Origin of the sequence: Candidatus Methylomirabilis sp. (assembly GCF_028716865.1) — a bacterium.
Classification (GTDB): domain Bacteria; phylum Methylomirabilota; class Methylomirabilia; order Methylomirabilales; family Methylomirabilaceae; genus Methylomirabilis.
The window spans coordinates 1-19,094 of the sequence record NZ_JAQUOY010000014.1 but is presented as its reverse complement, the minus strand read 5'-3'; the positions used below and the strand labels follow the sequence as shown (position 1 = coordinate 19,094).

Below are 19,094 nucleotides of genomic sequence, written 5' to 3'. Positions count from 1 at the left end.
CGGAGCGTCTCGGCAAGTTGCTGGAAGGACCCTAGCCTGTTATGGCTGAAGCGCCAGAGCCAGTGACTAAGGCACGCCTTCACGATGGGGCTGTTCAGCCGCAGGAGGGTAGGCAGTCGGATGTATTACCCACCACGATGAAGGGTACAACTAAGAAAACCGACGAACGCGTTAACGATATTTTGTTCGGACCATTGGAAAGACCGGCGCTGCGGTTTTTGTCCCAGCATATGCCGGCGTGGGTCAATCCCGATATACTCACTGCTATCGGAGTCATCGGCGGCATTATCATTACTGCCGGGTATTGGCTCAGCAATGTCGACAAGAATTTTTTATGGCTGGCTGATTTCGGGTTCGTCGTCAATTGGTTTGGAGATAGTCTGGACGGTACGCTGGCACGGTATCGAAAAATCGAACGAGTCAAGTATGGATATTTTGTTGATCATACGGTAGATACATTGACCCAAACATTGGTCTGCATCGGTTTAGGATTATCGCCATTCGTCGATTTTAATTACGCTATGCTGGCGCTAGTCGGTTATTTACAACTTGGCATTCTCACATATGTGAATGCGGCAGTCACGGGCGTTTTTAAAATTTCCTACGGTAAAATCGGCCCCACGGAAGTTCGTGTCATCCTTATTGGAGCGAATGCGGTTTTTTATTTCGCCAGCAATCCAACGATTCATTTGTCGTTTATCAACATCACACTTTTTAATTTAATTATTCTTGGGATTACCGCAGCATTTTTCATCTACTTTATCGTCTTCACGCTCAAACGGGCTAGTAGTTTGAATAAAGAAGATCGGCTCAAAAATACTTCATGCACTTTGCGCTAACAGTTCTGTCGGTCCAAGCTGGTCGGTTTGAGATGAAGCCTTACTCGTACATTTCAGAAGAACATGCTTTGAGTTGCGGAGTTTTAGTGGATGATGAGTAAATATATTACGCAAGCGGTTCTCATCGCTTTAAATACAGAACCCGTCGGCGCGACGTACGATTCTGTATATGGCGGGGAAACGCTCTTGAATCGCGCCTTGATAGCCATGTCCAAGGCGGGCATACGAACGGTTAAAATCATCTGCGCCGACGGTCAGCGGAAAAAAATTGAATTAATGATAACTTCGGTTCGAAAACGGATTGCCCTTGAATATGACGTATCGGAATTGCGGTCCGATGAAATGCTATCGAAAAAGATTTCTTGTGTCGTCGGAAAGTGGGATGGTGTATTTTTGATATTCGAAGCGGATAAAATCGTACATCCTACATTCTTTGATCAGGCTGCGAAATTCCATTCACAGAAACAGCCTTTGCTGTTCGCTTATAAAAATGTTTGGCTGAATGCCGGGCAGGTTGCGTTTGCTGAGCCATTTACTGAGAAATTCAAAGTGATCTTTCACAACACGAGCGCGTTCACAAAAATTGCTTTAAGCAAAGACGTTTTTCAGAATGCGACGTGTGACTTAGCTGCATCTCGCCCCGTCGAGATTTCAGCCGAGTTGCAACATGGCGTCATCAGTACTGACATTGCCGTTTGCCGTCGATCGGATTTACAACATATAGCTTTCAAGAGCTTCGCTGAAATGGTTCAACGATGGAATGAAAAATATTTGCTTACCACTGGGTTCCTGGAAAAAGCATGGTGGCTGAAAGTGACCGGAAAGGAAAGTAAAGAGCAGATCACGGAATTTTTCTGGAGAATAGCTTTTAAAGAAATCAGCGGGGAATTTTCAAAACTCGTGAATTCCAAACTTTCCAAACCGATGACGTTTCTTTTTGTTCGCCGTGGATTTAGTCCGAATGCGATCAGTATGATCCAGCTTATTTTGTTCCTGGTGTCCTCCTCATTTTTATTAGTCAATCGATACTGGGCGATGATTGTATTCGCCATCGTGTGGCAATTCGCCGCAGGGGTTTTAGACCGGTGCGATGGTGAGACGGCGCGCGTGCGCAATTATGAATCGGAGGCCGGAGGTCGATTCGATATGCTGATTGACGATCTACGATTCGGCCTTCCTTTTACTTTTTTGACAATTGCGCTGTATCGCGAATCTCAACAAGGGCTGAATTATGTGTTTGCTGCTGTCGTAACGTGTGCTTGGTATTGCACGGCGGTAGTCTTTCATAACCGCTTTCTGCGCCGAGCAGGCTATGTCAGCCATCAAGCCATGGGTGTAGATTTCTTGAAAACACAGAAAAGTGCCTGGTTAAAATTCTTCCAAAAAATTCAGCCGTTCATCAAAGGCGACATTCGAACGTTTTACATTTTTCTCTTAACATTTCTTGGCTATAAAAATGTTCTTTTCTGGATGCTGGTGACGTACGCGTGGCCATTAGGCGCTCAATATTTTTTCACCATAAAGAAGTTTCAACTCCCGTCCGAGAGGGTATGGGCACCTCACCTCGAGTCACCGTCCTGATCCCGGTCTATAACCGCGAGAGGTATGTCGCCACAGCAATCGAGAGCATCCTTGCCCAGAGCTTCATCGACTTCGAACTCCTCCTCATCGACGACGCCTCCACTGACGGCAGCGTGGAGATCCTGCGGACGTATACGACGGACTCCCGTGTGCGGCTGGTGTGCAATGAGCAGAACCTCGGTATACCGAGGACGCGCAACAGGGGCATTGATCTGGCCCGTGGGGAGTACATCGCCATGCTGGACAGTGATGACTGGGCCTATCCGCGCCGGCTGGAGAAACAGGTAGCCTTTCTTGACCGCCACAAAGACTTTGCGGTGGTGGGGGCCTGGGCGACGGAGATGGATGAGAACGGCCGATCCTTGAGCAGGGTCAAAATATTGCCTGTCTTACCAGGAGAGTTGCAGTCACGGCTGCTGTTTAGCTACTGTCATCACCATTCTTCGATCATGGCCAGGACCGCCGTCTTACGGGAGTATCGGTACCGCGAACAGTACGCAGTTTGCGAAGACGTTGACCTGTTTGTTCGCCTTGCCAGAAAATATAAGCTCGGCAATCTGCCCAACATCCTGCTGTGTCGCAGGGTGCATGCCAGCGGCATTACACGTGAAAAGGCGCAGGTGGTGAAGGAGAAACACCTGGAAATTGTGAGTGCTCAGCTTGCCGAGCTGGGTGTTGAGTTCACCCCTGCCGACCTGGAACGACACTTTCTCCTGCTGCGCATGGACAGAGTACAGTCGACCCCTGACCGTACGTATCTCGAGTGGGCCAACGCCTGGTTGCTCAAGCTGCAAGCGGCCAATCAACATGCCTTGCGTTATCCCGAACGTCCGTTGGCACAGATGGTGGGCGAGATATGGTTTGTGGTGTGCTGGCATACCATGACCGGTATGGGTTGGAGTGCCTGGAAATACTTCTGGCAGTCGCCGTTGAGCAAAGAGGGGTGGTCGAGGATGAGGATGTATCTTCTCTTGCTGGCTTTCAGACACCTACCTCGGGATATCTGACGCACGGTCAGGCCGGCGTGCTGACCCGTTATGAACAGTGCGAGAGTAGAAGGTCTTTGATATGGGCACCTCACCTCGAGTCACCGTCCTGATCCCGGTCTATAACCGCGAGAGGTATGTCGCCACAGCAATCGAGAGCATCCTTGCCCAGAGCTTCATCGACTTCGAACTCCTCCTCATCGACGACGCCTCCACTGACGGCAGCGTGGAGATCCTGCGGACGTATACGACGGACTCCCGTGTGCGGCTGGTGTGCAATGAGCAGAACCTCGGTATACCGAGGACGCGCAACAGGGGCATTGATCTGGCCCGTGGGGAGTACATCGCCATGCTGGACAGTGATGACTGGGCCTATCCGCGCCGGCTGGAGAAACAGGTAGCCTTTCTTGACCGCCACAAAGACTTTGCGGTGGTGGGGGCCTGGGCGACGGAGATGGATGAGAACGGCCGATCCTTGAGCAGGGATAAGAGACGATTTGTCTCGCCAGGAGAGTTGCAATCGCGGCTGTTGTTTCGATGTAGTCTTTGCAACTCTTCGATCATGGCCAGGACCGCCGTCTTGCGGGAGTATCGGTACCGCGAACAGTACGCGGTTTGCGAAGACTTTGACCTGTTTGTGCGTGTTGCCAAGAACTCTAAACTCGGCAACCTGCCAGAGACCCTCGTGCATCGCAGGACACACGCGGGTAACCTTGGGCGTGAGAAGGCACAGTTGATGAAGGCTAAGAACCAGGAGATCGCGAGCGCACAGCTTACTGAGCTTGGGGTCACGTTTACCGTGACCGACTTAGAGCGTCACTTTGTTCTCCCCCGCATGACTAAGTTGCAGTTCGCGCCGGACCGAGAGTATCTGGAATGGGCCGACGCTTGGTTGCAAAAGCTGCAGAAGGTCAACCGCCGCGTCCTGCGCTATCCCACAGAGGCGTTTGCCAGGCTGGTGGGCCAGCTATGGGTTACCGCGTGCTGGCGTGCTTCGGGCGGCATGGGGTGGGCAGCGTGGAAACACTTCTGGCGCTCGCCGTTGAGCAGAGGAGCCCTGGCAAGCTTAAAGCAGAATCTGTTCTTTTTTGTTTTCAGACGCCCTCTGTGGGAGACCTAGTGTTGCTTGGGGTTATGAACTAACATGGCCGAAGATCACCGGCACCTGGCGCTGTTTATTCTCAGCCTGTCTGGAGGAGGGGCACAGCAGCGGATGATGACCCTGGCTCACGCCTTCGCGGCTCGGGGTCACAAGGTGGATCTTGTGGTGGTGCGCTCACAAGATCCACCTCGCCAGGAAATATCGCCTTTGGTGCGCCTGGTGGCCCTCGATCCGTGGTGGACGTACTTGCCATGGGTTAAGAAAGGCCCCTGGACCTTGGCGAGCATACCAGCTTTGGCGCGCTATCTACGACGCGAGCGGCCGGCGGTCTTGCTGTCATGTTGCCATCTCGTCAATGTCATCGCCCCGTGGGCGCGCGCTCTCACCCGCGTCCGAACAAAGTTGGTCATAAGGATCGGCACCCATCTGTCCCGACCCGCTGTGAACATACAAAAACGGTTTGAACTCTGGCAAGCACGACACTTCTATCCTTGGGCTGACGCCATTATCTCCATTTCGAATGGTGTGGCAGATGACGTTGCTCGCGTCACAGGGTTGCCACGTGAGCGCATCGCAATGATCTATAATCCTGTGGTGACGCCTGAGCTGCAAGAGAAGATGCGCGCTCCATTGGACCACCCCTGGTTTGCGCCAGGCAGCCCGCCGGTGTTGTTGGCAGTGGGGAGGCTTGTAGCTCAAAAAGATTTTCCGACCCTGCTCAAGGCCTTTGCCCGGGTGCGGGCGATACGTCCGGCGCGGCTCGTCATCCTCGGGGAGGGAAAGAAGCGGACGAAGTTGGAGAGGCTGGCGCGACAACTAGGCGTGGCCGCTGATGTGGCCCTGCCGGGTTTTGTGCTCAATCCCTTCCCCTACATGGTACGAGCCTCGGTTTTTGTGCTGTCCTCCGCTTGGGAAGGGTTCGGCAACGTTGTGGCCGAAGCCATGGCCTGCGGCTGTCCGGTGGTGAGTACGGACTGCCCGAGCGGTCCAGCCGAGATCCTGGACGGCGGTGCCTACGGCCCACTAGTGCCAGTGGGGGACGATGCAGCGCTGGCTGAGGCTATCCTTTCTGTGCTGAAGAGGCCGCCGGATCCGAACCGATTGCGCACGAGGGCAGCCCTGTTCTCCGTGGATCATACCGCCGACCGCTATCTGGAGCTGTTGCTGGGGCCATGCAGAGGAGAGCAACCGAAGAACACTATCTCGCATGAATAAAGATAGCAGGCACCTGGCCGTATTCGTCTACGGCCTCTCTGGAAGCGGATCAGAGCGGCGTACGCTGACCCTTGCCCACGCCTTTGCTACTCGAGGCCACAAGGTTGATCTTGTGGTGGCCTGTTCACAAGGTACTCTTTACCAGGAACTCTCTCCCTTGGTGCGCCTGGTGGCCCTCGATCACCGCTGGAGGCACTTGCCATGGGCAGCAATGAATAAGTCCCGATGGGCATTAGCGAGCGTCGCAGCTTTGGCAAGCTACCTACGACACGAACAGCCGGATGTTGTGCTGTCAGCAGCGAACCATGTCAATGATGCTGCCTTGTGGGCGCGGTATCTTGCCCGCGCCCGAACAAGGTTAGTGGTGAGGGTCAGCAACTCTCTGCGCCCACCCGCCACATACGCACACGGGAAAACAACACTCTTCCGACCGCAACTGGCAGGCCGCTTCTATCCCTGGGCCGACGCCATTATCGCTGTATCGGATGGCGTTGCGGATGACGTTGCTCGTGTTACAAATCTGCCGCGTGAGTCCATCACCACGATCTATAATCCTGTGGTGACGCCTGAGCTGCAAGAGAAGATGCGCGCCCCATTGGACCATCCCTGGTTTGCGCCAGGCAGCCCGCCAGTATTGTTGGCAGTGGGGAGGCTTGCAACTCAAAAAGATTTCCCGACTCTGCTGAAGGCCTTTGCCCGAGTCCGGGAGGTGCGGAAGGCACGGCTCATTATTCTGGGGGAGGGGCAAGAACGCCCAACATTAGAGGCATTAGCACGGGATCTTGGCGTAGCCTCCGATGTGGCCCTGCCGGGGTTTATGCCGAATCCCTTTCCCTACATGATGCGGGCCTCGGTCTTCGTATTATCTTCGGCCTGGGAAGGGCTCCCCGGCGTGCTGATTGAAGCCATGGCCTGTGGCTGTCCGGTGGTGAGTACGGACTGCCCGAGCGGCCCGGCGGAGATCCTGGACGGCGGCGCCTACGGCCCGCTGGTACCGGTGGGGGACGACGCGGCGCTGACTGAGGCCATTCTCTCGGTGCTGGAGAGGCCGCCAGACCCGGAGAGGCTACGCGCACAGGCTGCCATGTTTTCTGTGGACCGTGCTACTGACCAATATCTGCAAGTGTTGCTTGATCTGGGTGGCCGGCCCAAGCGCTAAGAATCTCCTACCGATGAGAACACCGTTGTTCGTTCAGGTACCGCCTGCTCGCGGACGAAATATGAGCGTGCCTTCGCAAAGTCTTTTGGTGTGTCAATTTCCGTCCACCAGAGTCCCTCAATGAACTCGGTCCCTACCAACAACGAACCAGCCATAGTGCTGATGACGTCGTGATACCACTTACGTAGGTTCGCAGGATCCCGTATAGCCGTATCCAATGCGGCCCGAAAGGCCTCCACCCCTTTGTTTCTAAACACCATAAGGCCAATCGACTCGCCATCGATCTTAGACGTCGCCAGCACCTTCCCCACCGCTTTAAGTTGTCCGTCGCTGTCCAACACTATCTTCATATCGTCCTTATCGTACTCTGCCTTTTGGTCGATGGCCAAAGTCACAGGCCCCTTGTCGGAGGTGAGCACGCGACGTAGGACTTCCACCTCAAAAAGAGTATCGCCGTTAAGCAGCATAAAGTCCTTTGTCATTTCTGGAATCGCCAGCCAGCATGTGACCAGAGTGTTGGTAGTCCTAAAGAAAGGGTTGTAACGGGTGTGAACCTCAAGATTCTCTATGGGATGGGTGGCAAGGAAGCGCTCAACCTTTTTGGCGCCAAAACCCACCATAACGGTAACATGCTGAATACCGCACTGCGCCAGCATACGCAGTTGCAGTTCGAGCACCGGATGGTCGGCATCTACAGGGAGAAGGCACTTGGGTAACTCTGCGGTGAGAGACAGCAAGCGCCGTCCGCTGCCGGCGCTAAGAATAATGGCTTTTTCGATTCGTTGCTGTTTCATGAGGAGCCATATTACCGCACGATCGGTAAGCTATACAAGCGTACTGTTTCAGAGGACAAGGTTGAACAGCCGGCCCGACGATGACAAACGAGGGCAATCGGGATCAACGGCAGTCCACTCCTTATCTCAGTGCCTTTTCATAGATTCGGTAGCGTTTGTAGGGAACCCCCCCGATCATGCTCAGCATATTTCGCATCGGTCTGTTATCCTCCAGCACCCAGGAAAGCTCAACCGCCTGGACTCCACGCCTGATGCCATGGCCGCGCACGGCATCGATGAGCATGAAAGCGAGCGCACTTCCCAGCGCGCTCGCCTGAAAACGCTTGCGCACACCCATCAGGGCGACGCGGGCCGTTTTCGGCTGCTTGACCTTAAGCCGCCACAAGAGCTTGAGCCAGCCGAGCGGGAATAGACGTCCGTCAAGATCGGCTATTGCCTCATTGACATTCGGAAAGGCGACGATCATCGCGGCCGGCTCCCCATCCACTTCCGCAATCTGTACGTACTCGTCCTCAACCAGCAGTCGCAGGCTGTATCCGAGGTGGCGAAACTCCTCCTCTGTGAAGGGAATGAAGCCCCAGTTGGCCGACCACGCATCTTCGTAAATCTCTCGAAGAATATTGAGCTCTTCGCTCAGGCATGACCGGCGCAACGGCCGGATTCGTGCGACGCCTGCAACTCGGTTCAAAACGGTCCGCATGAGTGCTGGAGGTGTGAAATGGGTGACAATATGATAGGCCAACAGGTCCTTCACGCCCTGATATCCCTCGGCCGCGAGCCGATCTGCATAGTACGGACGGGCATGGCCCATCATGATCATCGGAGGTGTATCGAACCCCTCCACGAGCAACCCACACTCCTGGTTGATCGACAGGTTGAATGGGCCGCGGATGCGCACCATCCCTTGGTCACGCAGCCAGGTCTCCGCCGTACTCAACAGCGCGTGAAACGTTTCTGCCTCGTCCTCGGCTTCGAGCAGGCCGAAAAATCCGGTGGCATCTTGATGCCGCGCCTCGTGTAACGCATCAATCTGAGCGCTGATCCGGCCGACAGGCTTCATCCCACGGTAGGCGAGCCAGAAGCAGCAGTGCGCGTGGGCGAAGTACGGGTGACGCCGAGAAAACTGTTCCTGTCGCTCGAGAAACAGGTGAGGGACCCATGCGGGATCATCGACGTAGACCGACCAGGGGACGCGAATGAACCGTCGAAGGTCCCGCGATCCGTTTATCGGTTCGATGCGTACAGGTTCGAGCGCTGCTCGCATGATAAGAGATTCCCGGTTGGTATACGGGTTGCGAAGCTCTGATCCAATACCCCTGTACCGCAGAGGGGTTGCTGTGTCAATGCCACGCTTAAGCTCAACTCACTTTCTTATTGTAAAAGATCCCAGGTCTTGTATATAATGCAACGTTTTCTATTCGAGGCGGGGGCAGGCAGGTCTATTCATTAGCTTGAGTGCCCATCATTATCTATGACGTAATGAAAACTTTCAATGCTTATCGTCACTAGTGCGAGTTTCGTGCGAGAGTTGCCTGCTGCAGATATCGAGATGCCAGTGTCCTTCCCGCAAGCTTGCGAGGATATCTGCCGTCTCTTGCTTGGCAGAATGCGCATGGCGAGTTGCCTTGTGAGCTTGACCAGTATAAGAGTGGCGGCGCAGTTCGGCCGATTCGACTCCTTCTTGGGTTTACGCGAGGGGTCGCGCCAGTGTCGAGAGGCTGGACTTTTCAGGCAACGGCGTAGTGCATAGAGGGGGTAAGGGGAGGATGAGAACAGGACCAACGCCGACCGAGAATACCGTGCCGCTTCGAATCAGTGGCTTTTCCACGTTGGCCGAGGCTCTGGATTATGCAGCTAGGGGAGAAACTGGATGCAATTTCTATGGAGACCAGGGTGAACTGCACGCAGTCCTGCCTTATGCTGATCTTCGAGAACAGGCACAATCGCTGGCGTGTCGCCTTTTGAGCCTGGGACTTGAGCGAGGTGCTCGAGTGGCGATCGTTGCGGACACGGACCCGGATTTCCAACGCTTCTTTTTCGCCTGTCAGTATGCCGGCTTCGTGCCTGTCCCGCTGTCGGCTTCGCTCCTGATAAGCGGCCACAAAAGGTACGTTGCCCAACTCAGGGCGCTCTTGGCGCATTGCCAGCCGTCCGTCGCGGTGGCTGGGCCTGAATTTTTTCCGTTCCTGAGCGAGGCTGCCGAGGGTCTCGAGTTGGACCATATCGGGACCGTAGAAACCTTCACATGCCTTCCGGAAGCCCCGCAAGCGTTGGAACCTTTGGGCCCCACGGAGATGGCCTATATCCAATACACCTCGGGAAGCACTCTGTTTCCCCGCGGGGTGATGATCACTCAAAGCGCGGTACTCGCCAATCTGGAAGGTATTCTCGCGCACGGTCTCAAGATTTGTCCCGGAGATCGCGCGGTATCCTGGTTGCCTTTTTATCATGACATGGGGCTTGTCGGATTCGTGCTTGCGCCGATGGTGGGCCAAGTTTCAGTAGATTACCTGAAAACGCGGTCCTTTGCCATGCGACCCCGATTGTGGTTGTCCCTGATGACGCAGACAAGGGCTACCATCTCCTTCAGTCCGACGTTCGGGTACGAGATGTGTGCGAGACGTTTGAGAAGGGATGATGCCGGCAAGTTCGATCTCAGCGCGTGGCGAGCTGCGGGAGTAGGCGCCGAAACGATTCGGTCTGATGTCCTGGAGGAGTTTGCGGCAGCCTTCGCGTTGAGCGGGTTTAAGCCAAGCGCATTTTTGGCCTGCTATGGTATGGCAGAGGCGTCCCTCGCCATCAGTTTTGCATCCCTCGGTGAAGGGATTACTATTGATCATATTGAGCAGACGCCTTTATCCGAACGTAGAGTGGCGATACCGCTCAATGGGCGTGGGTGTGGGTCGGAAATGGACGGGACGAATGTGAGTCGATTTGTCAATTGCGGTTCGGCGCTTCCCGGGATCCAGGTCGAGGTGCGAGACGAGCAGGGTCAGATTCTTCCGGACCGCCACGCCGGCGCGATCTTTGCGCGAGGCGCCAACATCATGTCCGGCTACTTCGGAGATCGTGGAAAAACTCGGAAGGTCTTATCCTCGGATGGGTGGCTGGATACCGGAGACATTGGCTATCTCGTGGCAGGCAGCATTGTCATCATTGGTCGGAAGAAAGATGTTATTATCATTCACGGTCGAAACATCTGGCCTCAGGACTTAGAGCATCTCGCCGAGGAATTACCGGAAATCAGAATAGGCGACGCGTGCGCGTTCTCGATTGAGGCTCCCAACCGGACTGAGTTAGCCGTGATGGTCGTCCAGTACCGGGAGCTGAATGCCGCCAAGCGAGCCGAATGCATCCATCGGTTGCAGGGGTTGATCCGCGAGCAGTTCGCCATCGACTGCTTTGTTGAACTCGTTCCTCCACGTACGCTGCCGCGCACGTCGTCCGGGAAACTGTCCCGATCGAAGACCCGGGAAGAATTCCTGAACCGCAATAACGTAGCCCAGTTCTTCCACAGCCGAAACGGATTCGCCGAAACCCGCCCACAGCAACCCCACCAGCAAGCGGATTCATGCGCGACGTTGTCGCGTTAACGGGAGCGACGGGATTCATCGGAAGTGCTGTAGCCCGGAGGCTGATACAAGGAGGATGGCGCGTCCGCGCGCTGCTCCGTTCACCGTCTCTGGCCGCTCGATTTGCGGGCACATCACTTCAGTGGGTTCTGGGTACACTCGAAGACCCTGACTGCCTCGAAGACCTGATTGGCGATGCGGACGCCGTGATCCATTGCGCCGGGGCGGTGCGCGGAATCACCGAGGCCGACTTTTATCGAACAAACGTTGAAGCGGTCTCGCGGCTGGCCCATATTGCCGCCAGCCGGAACCCCGTGCCCCGATTTCTGCTGATATCATCGTTGGCGGCTCGAGAGCCGGAGTTGTCACCCTACGCAGCCAGCAAGCGGATGGGGGAACTTGCCCTCACTGCAGTGACCGATCGACTCCCGTGGACCGCGCTTCGCCCTCCCGTGGTCTATGGCCCAGAGGACCGTGCGATGCGCCCCCTGCTTCGCCTGATGCTGCAGGGATTCGCCCCCATATTGGGTCGAAAAGATGCCAGATTCTCCTTGCTCTACGTGGAAGACCTGGCAGAGGCCGTGATACAATGGTTGCTTTGTAATGTCCGAGAGCAACGCGCGTTCGAGCTGGATGATGGGCATCCCAATGGGTACACCTGGCATGAGGTCGTCGAGACCTTCCGGCAGCTTCGGGGAAAACGGGTCGTCCATTTCCAGGTGCCGGAGCTGATTCTGGATGTCGCCGCGAGGTTCAACAAGATGGTGGCATCTGTAATAGGATACATGCCGATGTTCACCCCGGGAAAGATGCGGGAGTTCAGACACCAGGACTGGGTCTGCGACAACGCTCCGTTCTGCCGGGTCGTCAACTGGGCGCCGGCGGTGCGTTTGGAAGAAGGTCTGCGACTCACTCTTGGTCTTCCGTTGCCAGGGCGAGAGGTGGGCGCATAATTTCATTCATCTCAGGCTGACTCACAGATGGCTCGCTACGAGACGATACTGCCGCAACTTTACGAGATCCTTCGGCCGCATGGGCAGGACGGACAGGCCCTTTCAGAGGAAACCGAACTTGTCGCCGATCTCGATCTCGATTCGCTGAAGGTTATGGAACTTCTGCTTGAGGTGGAGGAACGATTCGACATCTCCATTCCTTTGAACATCGTCCCGGACGTACGGACCATCGGAGATTTCGCCCGGCAGATCGAGCAACTTATGGAGCACCGGTGATGGCTCTCCTGAAGAAGTTCCGACAGTTGGCCGATGCCCGCAAGGCACTGACGAAAGTGAGTGAAGACCCCTTTCGGGTAACAATCGAACGGCTCCTATCGCCGACCGAAGCTGTCGTGAACGGCCGTCCGATGATCCTGGCAGGGACGAACAACTACCTTGGGTTAACATTCGATCCTCAGTGTATTGAGGCAGCGGCACGCGCCGTGCGGGAGCAAGGGACCGGTACCACCGGTTCCAGAATGGCGAATGGCAATTTTATCGGACACCTTGCATTAGAGAAAGAGCTGGCAGAGTTTTATGGGCGTCGGTGGTGTGATGTCTTCTCGACCGGCTATCTGGCAAATTTGGGTGTCATTTCGGCGCTCGCGGGCCAGGGAGACGTGATCCTGATCGATGCCGATTGCCATGCAAGCATCTATGATGGCTGCCGGATGAGCGGCGCGGAGATCATTCGATTCCGCCACAACGATACCGCCGACCTCCATAAGCGCCTGACACGCCTGGGAAAGCGTTGCGCCAATACGCTGATCATCGCCGAAGGGATCTATAGTATGTTGGGAGATCGAGCGGCGCTAGTGGAGATAGCGGCCTTGAAACAGGAACACGGCGCCTATCTGCTGCTGGACGAGGCCCATTCGCTTGGAGTCTTGGGCGAGCGAGGCCGCGGGCGCTCCGAAGAGGCCGGCGTTGAAGACAGCGTCGATTTTATTGTTGGAACCTTCAGTAAGAGCCTGGGCGCTACCGGCGGGTTCTGTGTCTCGGATCATCCAGAGATGGAACTGATCCGGTATGCCAGTCGCCCGTATATCTTCACCGCGTCACCCTGCCCATCGGTCATCGCTTCCACAAGGGCTGCCTTACGCAGGCTCCGAACGGAACCGGAGCTACGTCTCAGGCTCTGGGCTAACGCGCGGCGATTGTACGATTCGTTGAAAGAGTTGGGATGCAGGCTTGGCCCCGAACCCAGTCCGATCATCGCAGTCCGGTTCGGCGGAGGGGAAGAAGCGATCGCCTGCTGGAACAGTCTCCTCCAACAAGGCGTATACGTGAACATGATTCTGCCGCCAGCCGCCCCCGATGGCGGGAGCCTGCTCCGATGCAGCGTGAGCGCGGCGCACACCCCTGACCAGATCGACCGCGTTGCAAAGGCCTTTGCGTCCGTCAAGGCAACCTTCTCTCCGTAACGCCGCAGAGAGCTCGGCGCAGTTGTAGAGCCGGCCAATCATGATAGCGAGCTCAGGATTCGCAATCATGCAGGCACAACGGGATCGACGGGCCTTCCACGATGGTGAACCCGTGAGGCTATAAGGTTGGGCGCTCAACTGATCGTGAAGGGGTTGATCGCACTTCACCCTATCTTCGCAGGGCGTCTGAACAATCGTAGCGATCCGTCTTGAAGCGTAGAAATCCGAATAGTAATCTCAGGACAGAGACGTAGATGTGCGGCATTGCCGGATTCCTTGATACGCGCGGCGCACTAGGGGCCGAGTACTTAGCGGCGACGGGCGCGGCGATGGCGGCGACCCTACGCCACCGGGGACCCGATGATTCCGGCGTCTGGATTGATCCGGCGGCAGGGATTTCGTTGGCGCATCAGCGGCTCGCTATCCTCGACCTCTCGCCGGCGGGGCGGCAGCCGATGGTCTCCTCGTGCGGGCGTCTTGTCCTCACCTATAACGGCGAGATATACAATCACGCCGAGCTCCGACGCGAGCTTGAGGCCCATGGTCGGCGCTTTCGCGGTCACTGCGACAGTGAGATTCTCCTCGAGGCGTGCGCAGAGTGGGGCGTCAAAACCGCGCTTGGGCGGCTCAACGGTATGTTCGCCTTTGCCGTGTGGGATCGAGCAACGCGGACGCTAACGCTCGCGCGTGATCGAGTCGGCATCAAGCCGCTCTACTGGGCCCGATTTGGCAACCTGTTCATGTTCGGCTCTGAGCTCAAGGCGTTGCGCGCGCATGCTGGCTGGGCGCCAGAGATCGACCGAGACAGTCTTGCCGCCTTCGTTCGCTACAGCTACGTACCGGGACCGCATAGTATCTATTGCGGCGTCTTCAAGCTGTCGCCCGGCCACCTCCTTGTGCTACCCTACGCTGACGCACCGGAGATCCATCCCTACTGGGATGCACGGGAGGTCGCTGCTGCGGCCGCGGCCAATCGTCTCGACATCAGCGAGGCGGAGGCCGTCGACGGCCTCGAATCCCTGCTGCGCGACACCGTCGGCCGTCACATGGCGGCCGACGTACCGCTGGGCGCCTTTCTCTCCGGCGGGATCGATTCGTCTGTGGTTGCGGCCCTGATGCAGGCGCAGAGCAGCCGTCCGATCAACACCTATACGATCGGCTTCGCGGAGCCACGCTACGATGAGGCGCGCCACGCCCGCGAGGTGGCGGCGCATCTCGGCACCGCGCACACCGAACTGTACGTCGCACCCGAACAGGCCTTAGCGATCATCCCAGAGCTGCCGCGCTGGTACGACGAGCCTTTCGCCGACAGTTCTCAGATCCCGACCCTGCTCCTCTCGGAGCTGACCAGGCGGCATGTCACCGTGGCGCTCTCAGGCGATGGTGGCGACGAACTGCTCGGAGGCTATACAAGTTACTACAAGGCGCGGGCCCTTGCACAGGCTGGCAGGTATCTCCCCATGCCGCTGCGAGGCGCCACAGCGGGCGCCACAACGGCTGCCGCAGAGTGGATCCTGGCAGGGGGCGCGATGCTGTCCGGCGTTCTCCCGGTCTTCCTCCGTCATAAGCTTTCGCTCAATCGGAGGAGTGTGCTGACACACACCTTCGTGGGGGCAACTGAGAGCGACCTCTATCGTCAGGTGGTCTGCCCACTGGAGGACTCGGCCGCTGTCATGTCTGACGCGCGTGAACGGCCGGATCTTCTGCAGGATGCGACGACAGAGGTCACCTTGCCAGACTTTATGGAACGCATCGGCTTCCTCGATATGATGACACGCCTGCCGGACGGCATGCTGACCAAGGTGGATCGAGCGAGCATGGCGTTCGGCCTTGAGGTTCGCGTGCCGCTGCTTGACCATCGCGTCGTGGAATACGTCTGGCGCCTGGCGCCGGCGCTCAAATATGTGGATGCAGGCGAGAATAAACGGCTCTTGCGCAGGGTCCTTTACCGGTACGTGCCGCGGGCGCTGGTCGACCGCCCGAAAAGGGGCTTTGACGTGCCGATCAAGGCGTGGCTTTGGGGTCCGTTGCGGACATGGGCGGAAGAGCTGCTCGATGAACGGAGACTCGCCGAGGACGGATTTTTCGACCCCACACTTGTCCGCGCACGCTGGCACGAACACCTTGCGGGAATGCATAACCGTGGGAAGTTGCTGTGGCGCGTCCTGATGTTCCAGCAGTGGCGGCGACATCAGGCGGCAGAATCCGCAATCACGAGTGGCTGCCTGGGAGCATCCGGTGGCGCCGCCTGAAGCACCTACGGTTTTTTGGTTGCACGCGAGTAATCACAACCTGAGCAGATACATTGCGCATCGGCTTTCCCGTCAACCACTACTCATTTCATCAGGTGCTGCGCGCGCAACAGGGGGGATGACGATCTAAGATTGACTGGCCTGCTGGAGGTGGCTTCAGGAGCATTGTTGGCTAGAGCGAAGGAGGTAGCATGAATGCTAAACGAGATCGATCTGGTGTATTTATGGGTGGACTCAACAGATCCAGTATGGCAAGCCAAAAAAATTGAAGCGCTTAAAACAATCGGTGGGTGTACTCCGACCCCTTTCGCTGCGAGATTTAGGAATCATGATGAGCTCAAATACAGCTTGCGAAGCGTAGCAAAGCACGCACCCTTCATCCGAAACATATACCTTATTACAAACCAGCAGCGACCGACTTGGCTGAATCCAGAGGCTGGGGGTCTATTTGTTGTTGACCATCAAGATATTTTCCCGGATAGCAGCTGCTTGCCATGTTTTTCTTCTAATGCCATTGAGACCGTCATGCATAGAATTCGCGGACTGTCTGAGTTTTTTTTATATGCAAATGATGACATGTTCTTTCTCAATGATGTCTCTGCTGAAGATTTCCTTGTTGGAAATGCGAAGATGCGTGTGGGTTTCAAAACAAATCTTGTCCATATTCCTCGCGACCCAGAACACGATCCATTTTCTGAGCAAATGGTGAATAGCTGTCACCTCATGGAAGTAGAGTTGGGGAAATTCTATAGGCCTCGCATACATCTAAGGCACTGGATACGGCTGCGGCCTTTTCGGAAGAATTTTTATCTCTGGAATTATCCAAATCATCAAATTCAGATACACTCGAAATCGATTGCCTATGAGATACATGACAGGTTTCCGCGAGAGGTGTCTACTGCGATGCATGAGAGGTTTCGATCGCGACAAAGCATTGACGTCGCCGCCTTGCTGCTTTATTACGCGATTTACAGGAGCGCTGCCACGCCTATTTTCGACAAAAATTGGTTGCTGATGTCTAGAAAAAACATAAGCCGCTTACTCCGGAAATCAAGAGCCCTCATCAACACACCGCCATCTCATCGTCCGAAGTTTCTGTGTCTAAATGACTGCGAATACAATGAGCACTTTGATTGGGGATCCTACCTCACGCATATGTTGGAACGTCTTTTCCCCAACCCTAGCCGTTTTGAGAAAACGACTGCTGAAAATCGAGATCTTTATTCTCCGGAAGCGATCGTCGGTGGTACACCTCTGTGAAGTGTAATCTTCGGAACTGTTGCGTGTCGCCATGCGCTTTTTAAGCACCATCGTCCGGAAGTATCCGCGACGGAGCGCACTCACCCTCATCTCTCTGCTGTTCGCCAGCATTGCGGAGGGGGTCGGGTTCCTCATGCTGCTTCCGATGCTTAGCGCGGCGACCGACGAAAAGATCCAGGGGGCCGGTTCTCAGCTATTCGGAGCGCAGCAGGTCCTGACACAATCCCTTTCGGTCGTGGGGCTGAGGCCGACTGTTGGCACGCTGCTGATTGTCATCGTCCTCTGTGTGGCGGTCAAAGGGGCATTTACCCTGTTGGCCAAAACCCAGGTCGGTTACACGGTCACGCACGTCGCCACTGATCTACGACTCTCCCTGCTCCATGCCCTCCTGGCCGCTCGGTGGGAGTATTATGTACGCCAACCTGTCGGAAGCTTTGCCAACGCGGTGGGTACTGAAGCGATGCGGGCTTCAATGGCGTACTATGAGGGTGCCAAGGGGGCGACCCTGTTTGTCCAGGCTATTGTGTATACGGGTGTGGTCTTTGTTGTCGCGGGGAAGGCGACCTTGGCATTTCTGGTTCCCGGAATCGCTATCCTCTACGGACTCAGCCGTCTCATCCGCATGGCGCATCGAGCCGGAACTCGCCAGACCCAACTCTTAAAATCCCTTCTCGCCTGTTTAACCGATAGCCTTCAATCCATTAAACCGCTCAAAGCCATGGCGAGGGAAGAGTTGATCGGTCCCTCCCTTAGATCTGACACCCAGCGATTAAACCGGGCATTCCAGCGGGAAGTGCTCAGCTCGGAGGCGCTCAGTTCCTCCCAAGATGTCTTGTTGGCCATCATCATCGCTGTCGGGTTCTACGTGGCCCTTGGCCGGTGGCAGATGCCCTTCAGTATCGTGATGATTATGATCCTTCTTCTCGCTCAATTGCTGACCTGCCTTGCCAAGATACAGCGGCAATACCAGAGAATGCGAACCCTGGAAAGCGCCTTCTGGTCGTTGCAAGCGGCCATCGACGACGCGACCCGTGACCGTGAAACAGCGCCAGGAGGTCTTCTCCCCCACTTCGAGAAGGCCATTTGCCTGGACAAGGTCAGCTTTGGATATGGAAAACATCATGTACTTCGGAATGCGTCGCTGACCGTTTCGATGGGATCATTCACTACCATCATGGGGCCGTCGGGGGCAGGGAAAACGACGATAGCGGATCTGTTTACGGGTCTGTTGCGTCCGCAGCAAGGCCATGTCTTCATCGACGACCTGTCGCTGGACACCGTTGACCTGAGGCAGTGGCGGCGGATGATCGGATACGTACCACAAGAGACCTTCCTGTTTCACGACACAGTGCTGCGGAACGTGACGCTTGGCGATCCGGAACTGAGCGAGGCTGACGCCGAAGCTGCACTGCGTGCTGCAGGCGCCTGGGACTTTGTGATGGCTCGGCCCTCCGGGATCCACAGTTCGGTTGGGGAGCGCGGCTTGACGCTCTCAGGAGGCCAGCGACAACGCATTGCCATCGCCAGGGCGCTGGCGCATCGGCCCAAACTGCTGATCCTGGACGAAGTGACCAGCGCGCTCGACCCGGAGACTGAGGCGGAGATCTGCCGAACGCTCCGCGGCCTGCTGGATCGGCTGACGATTCTGGCCATCTCGCATCAGCCTGCCATGGTGAAGTCTGCCGATATGGTCTACCGGATACGACACGGCGAGGTTTCTTTAGTCACGAGCGACCATGATTCGGGTCTCGTCCCAATCGCGCCATAGGGGGCGGTCTCAGTTGAGGGGCCTGTAGTCCTGTCAAACATGGGTAACACATCCGCCATGCCGTCCCCACCGTCGCGCGGGCGCGATATCGGGGCGCCCGCGCCGGCGGGGCCCCTGGTCAGCCATACCACCGGCGCAGCCCCCGAAAGG

15 protein-coding genes are annotated in these 19,094 nt (G+C 56.3%); 13 read left to right on the top strand and 2 right to left on the bottom strand.

Annotation, left to right across the window (positions count from 1 at the left end):
* Positions 1 to 41 precede the first annotated feature (41 nt).
* The 6 genes from PHV01_RS07035 to PHV01_RS07010 all read left to right on the top strand — a co-directional run bounded on the left by PHV01_RS07035 (position 42) and on the right by PHV01_RS07010 (position 6,882).
* Positions 42 to 839, top strand: coding sequence for a CDP-alcohol phosphatidyltransferase family protein (locus tag PHV01_RS07035; RefSeq protein WP_337290445.1), 798 nt, complete (start codon positions 42 to 44; stop codon positions 837 to 839).
* Between the two features lie 90 nt (positions 840 to 929).
* Positions 930 to 2,420: a CDP-alcohol phosphatidyltransferase family protein gene (locus PHV01_RS07030; RefSeq protein WP_337290444.1), complete on the top strand. Its 1,491-nt coding sequence runs from the start codon at positions 930 to 932 to the stop codon at positions 2,418 to 2,420.
* The gene (locus tag PHV01_RS07025) at positions 2,390 to 3,427 is read left to right on the top strand and encodes a glycosyltransferase family A protein (RefSeq protein WP_337290443.1); all 1,038 of its coding nucleotides are present in this window, start codon (positions 2,390 to 2,392) and stop codon (positions 3,425 to 3,427) included. The genes PHV01_RS07030 and PHV01_RS07025 overlap by 31 nt, the downstream gene beginning before the upstream one ends.
* Positions 3,428 to 3,488: 61 nt before the next feature.
* Positions 3,489 to 4,526 carry a glycosyltransferase gene (locus tag PHV01_RS07020; protein WP_337290442.1) on the top strand — a complete coding sequence of 346 codons (1,038 nt, stop codon included), beginning with the start codon at positions 3,489 to 3,491 and terminating at the stop codon, positions 4,524 to 4,526.
* A 24-nt stretch (positions 4,527 to 4,550) separates the two neighbouring features.
* Positions 4,551 to 5,723 (top strand): glycosyltransferase, encoded by a 1,173-nt coding sequence (locus PHV01_RS07015; RefSeq protein WP_337290441.1) that lies wholly within the window; start codon positions 4,551 to 4,553, stop codon positions 5,721 to 5,723.
* Positions 5,716 to 6,882 (top strand): glycosyltransferase, encoded by a 1,167-nt coding sequence (locus tag PHV01_RS07010; RefSeq protein ID WP_337290440.1) that lies wholly within the window; start codon positions 5,716 to 5,718, stop codon positions 6,880 to 6,882. Before PHV01_RS07015 ends, PHV01_RS07010 begins: the two co-directional genes overlap by 8 nt.
* On the opposite strand, the gene PHV01_RS07005 is transcribed toward PHV01_RS07010, so the two are convergent.
* Positions 6,879 to 7,676 (bottom strand): phosphocholine cytidylyltransferase family protein, encoded by a 798-nt coding sequence (locus tag PHV01_RS07005; protein ID WP_337290439.1) that lies wholly within the window; start codon positions 7,674 to 7,676, stop codon positions 6,879 to 6,881. The genes PHV01_RS07010 and PHV01_RS07005 overlap by 4 nt on opposite strands.
* Before the next feature lie 121 nt (positions 7,677 to 7,797).
* A complete protein-coding gene (locus tag PHV01_RS07000; RefSeq protein ID WP_337290438.1) occupies positions 7,798 to 8,940 on the bottom strand; it encodes a GNAT family N-acetyltransferase in 1,143 nt (380 codons plus the stop codon).
* Positions 8,941 to 9,442: 502 nt separating this feature from the next.
* Here PHV01_RS07000 and PHV01_RS06995 point away from each other — a divergent pair.
* The 7 genes from PHV01_RS06995 to PHV01_RS06965 all read left to right on the top strand — a co-directional run bounded on the left by PHV01_RS06995 (position 9,443) and on the right by PHV01_RS06965 (position 18,944).
* Complete coding sequence (locus PHV01_RS06995) at positions 9,443 to 11,269, top strand: fatty acyl-AMP ligase (protein ID WP_337290437.1); 1,827 nt, start codon at positions 9,443 to 9,445, stop codon at positions 11,267 to 11,269.
* Entirely contained in the window at positions 11,248 to 12,201 is a 954-nt protein-coding gene (locus PHV01_RS06990) for an NAD-dependent epimerase/dehydratase family protein (RefSeq protein WP_337290436.1), read from the top strand. The genes PHV01_RS06995 and PHV01_RS06990 overlap by 22 nt, the downstream gene beginning before the upstream one ends.
* A gap of 27 nt (positions 12,202 to 12,228) precedes the next feature.
* Positions 12,229 to 12,477 (top strand): acyl carrier protein, encoded by a 249-nt coding sequence (locus tag PHV01_RS06985; protein ID WP_337290435.1) that lies wholly within the window; start codon positions 12,229 to 12,231, stop codon positions 12,475 to 12,477.
* Complete coding sequence (locus PHV01_RS06980) at positions 12,477 to 13,664, top strand: aminotransferase class I/II-fold pyridoxal phosphate-dependent enzyme (RefSeq protein ID WP_337290434.1); 1,188 nt, start codon at positions 12,477 to 12,479, stop codon at positions 13,662 to 13,664. The genes PHV01_RS06985 and PHV01_RS06980 overlap by 1 nt, the downstream gene beginning before the upstream one ends.
* Positions 13,665 to 13,918: 254 nt before the next feature.
* Positions 13,919 to 15,916: an asparagine synthase (glutamine-hydrolyzing) gene (gene asnB, locus PHV01_RS06975; RefSeq protein WP_337290433.1), complete on the top strand. Its 1,998-nt coding sequence runs from the start codon at positions 13,919 to 13,921 to the stop codon at positions 15,914 to 15,916.
* Between the two features lie 195 nt (positions 15,917 to 16,111).
* On the top strand, positions 16,112 to 17,176 hold the full coding sequence (locus PHV01_RS06970) for a Stealth CR1 domain-containing protein (RefSeq protein WP_337290432.1): 1,065 nt from the start codon (positions 16,112 to 16,114) through the stop codon (positions 17,174 to 17,176).
* Between the two features lie 31 nt (positions 17,177 to 17,207).
* Positions 17,208 to 18,944: an ABC transporter ATP-binding protein gene (locus tag PHV01_RS06965; protein WP_337290431.1), complete on the top strand. Its 1,737-nt coding sequence runs from the start codon at positions 17,208 to 17,210 to the stop codon at positions 18,942 to 18,944.
* Positions 18,945 to 19,094 lie beyond the last annotated feature (150 nt).